Here is a 3,164-nt window from a genome sequence, read left to right on the forward strand (position 1 = left end):
CATTTTTGTCTCTCATGTCTAGAAAAGTATTCTTTTTTATATTTAATTGCTCTATCAATTTCTATTGGATCTACTGCACTCTTTGATTTATAAAATCCGTGAGTTAATATAATGGCCTTTTGATAAAAAAAGAAATATAGAATACGATGTTGATTTCGATTTATTCGAAAGCGTAGTTCATATATTCCGTCCCGTAAAAGCGCTGCTTGTGGCCGGCGCAAAGTGTGTCCAAATTCTTTAAGCAAGTCGACCATGCGAGTTGCATAAGGAAGTTCGTTTTCTTCGTCTAGTGTGCCATAATACTCAAGAATAGGGCATTTTCCATTCGGGGTTGTGTAATATTCGACATTCCGCATGGTTTAAGCCTTTAATTGAATTATAGCGTATGTGCTATAAAAGAATAGCATTACTAAAGTCCTTTGTCAATGAAACATAAAATCTTATTATATTTCAATTATTTATCTCTGTTATTTTCCCGAGGCCGGGAGGAATAAAGTACTATAAGAATTACCACGCCAGTACCAATTATTGGAGGTATTTCGAAAATAGTTCCATATATTTTAGTATGATGAAATGTATCGCAGAGAGATCATTTACGAAATTAATCCAGCAGTGATCAATTGAAAAATAGCAATCATGCCCTCCTAGACCATTGTCTAATCCCATTCATACTTTAGCAAAATCTGGTTGCAAAGTCAACTGGGGAATTAAAGAAAAACGTTAAACCATATTGCCTCGCACCTTGCTAAACAGGAATCTGTTTTAGCCTCAGTTATACCCGATAATCGAACAGAAGCCATTCTGATAGGTGCAAGGCAATTTTACTACGTTCATTTTCTTACCAAAAACCTATTTTTCTCCTCCCCCATCCATGCTACAATTCGCCCATGTTTAAGATCATGCCCCTCATCATCGCGGCCTTAGTCCTGCTCTCTGCCTGTGCCGCGCCCATCGAAGAAGCCCCCAATTGGGATGATTACGATCCCTTCGCTGAGATTGGCCTTCAGGCTTCAATTCCCCTAACGACTCTGCTACCGCCTACCCGTTCCGCTGGAATGCCCATCTCAACCCCCACCCCAAACATTGCCCGCTTTGCGCCCGCAGCTGACCAGGGCTCAGGCTTCAAGATCATCCCCGATTCTGAGCTGATCAATGGTCCGGCCAGTCTGCTCCTGGATATGGATAAATACCTGAAAAATAAAAATAGTTATCTGAATTCCTACCAGCAGGAAGTCGACGGCGTTCTGCTCAGTGGACCAGAGATCGTCAGCCTGGTGGCAAATAATTACTCCGTTAATCCGCGAATACTGCTGGCCCTGCTCGAATACCAGAGCGGATGGGTGACCCAATCTGTCGTGGATGAAATTGACTATCCGATGCGTTACTACAAGGAATGGTATGCGGGGTTATATCGTCAGCTTACCTGGTCGGCAAATGAACTGAATCGCGGTTATTATTTATGGCGCGCCAACGCAGTCACCGAGTGGGATCTCGTGGACGGAAGCTTGCTACCGATCAATCCAAATATCAACGCCGGAACAGCGGCACTGCAAAACTACTTCGCCCTGCTCTACACCCGCGATGTGTGGGAATATGATGTTTCAGAAGAGGGCTTTTTCGCGACCTTTGAATCACTTTTTGGTTATCCCTTTGACTATGCAATCGATCCAGTCCTCCCTGCCGGCCTGACCCAGCCCCAACTGACGCTCCCCTTTGCTTACGGAGAAACCTGGTCTTTTACCGGTGGACCGCATGGCGGCTGGGATGCAGGTTCTGGCTGGGCTGCCCTCGATTTTGCCGCGCCGGGTGAACCTTTGGGTTGCGCTCCCGCAGATGCCTGGGTATTGGCATCCGCGCCGGGCGTCATCGTCCGCTCTGATAATGGCGCTGTCGTTCTTGATCTTGATGGGGATGGCTTCGCAGAAACCGGCTGGACCTTGCTCTATATGCATATGGGATCGGATGGACGCGTCCAAAGCGGGAGCAAGCTGAATACGGACGATCGAATCGGACATCCCTCCTGCGAGGGAGGTCTTTCCAACGCCGCCCACCTTCATTTTGCCCGCCGTTATAATGGCGAATGGATTCCCGCTGATGGATATCTACCCTTCATCATGGATGGCTGGGTTTCCAGTGGAGATGGCGCTGTCTATGACGGTTTTCTAACCCGAGGCGAGCAGCGCATTGAAGCCTGGGATGGGCAAAATGCCATCAATGAGATTACGAGATAAAGAAGGAATGTCATCGCGAGCTGACGGATCAGTTATATTATGAAAAAAACAATCATCCTGATTACACTCCTCTCCATCGTGCTGAATTCCTGCGGAGCAACACCCTCTCTTTGGGGTGAATATAGCACGCCCACTCCTCAGGTTTTTCCCCCTGTGCAAGCGGCTCCCGTTGCTATCGCCACCCCAAGCCCGATGATAGCGAACGAACCGGTTAAACTTCCGCCTACAGCCCTGCCCACTAATCAACCATTGGAAAATTTAGCGACGCCAACTAAAATTGCTGAAACACCTGCTGCGATCAAAGAACCAACAATTTTATATTATTCACAATCGGGAGATTCACTGAAGGTAGTCGCCTCACATTTTGCTGTTGAAGTGGAGGAAATCATTTCAACCGGAGAAATGCCTGAACCAGGCTCTCTCCTTGACCCCAATACCTTATTGGTGATCCCCGACAGGCTCGATGAGACCACCTCCAGTGAACAAATCTTCCCCGATAGTGAAGTAGTTTTCTCTGCTACTGGCCTGGATTTTGATACCCTTGCCTATGTCGCTGAGGCGGGAGGCTATCTGAGCGAATATAGGGAATATCTGGGTACCACGAGTTGGACAACTGGCGCAGAAGGGGTTACCCGTCTCGCCGCAGAAAACTCCCTCAACCCACGCCTTCTCGTTGCGCTTATAGAATATGAATCAGGCTGGGTTTTGGGGCAACCTGGCAACCTGGCAGAAACAGATTATCCTCTGGGTTATATAGATTTCCGCAAACACGGCATGTTCCGCCAAATGATGATGGCTGTCCAGGATTTGGCAGTCGGCTATTACGATTGGCGATCTGGAAAATTAACCGAATTGACCTTTTTGGATGGAACGACAATGCGGATCGCCCCTGACCTGAATGCTGGTTCCGTTGCAATTCAATATTATTTCGCC

At 47.3% G+C, this 3,164-nt stretch carries 2 protein-coding genes and 1 pseudogene; 2 read left to right on the plus strand and 1 reads right to left on the minus strand.

Annotated features, from left to right (window positions below; genetic code table 11):
• A partial coding sequence (locus AC3DOM_RS15390; protein WP_487919928.1) for a type II toxin-antitoxin system RelE/ParE family toxin occupies positions 1-356 on the minus strand: 356 nt, incomplete at its 3' end.
• Between the two features lie 531 nt (positions 357-887).
• On the opposite strand from AC3DOM_RS15390, the gene AC3DOM_RS15395 reads away from it, so the two are divergent.
• Together AC3DOM_RS15395 and AC3DOM_RS15400 are read left to right on the plus strand one after the other, a co-directional pair.
• Positions 888-2,231, plus strand: coding sequence for a M23 family metallopeptidase (locus AC3DOM_RS15395; RefSeq protein ID WP_487919929.1), 1,344 nt, complete (start codon positions 888-890; stop codon positions 2,229-2,231).
• A 39-nt stretch (positions 2,232-2,270) separates the two neighbouring features.
• A pseudogene (locus AC3DOM_RS15400) lies at positions 2,271-3,164 on the plus strand (hypothetical protein); the annotation flags it as partial.

Source organism: Candidatus Desulfolinea nitratireducens (assembly GCF_982879505.1).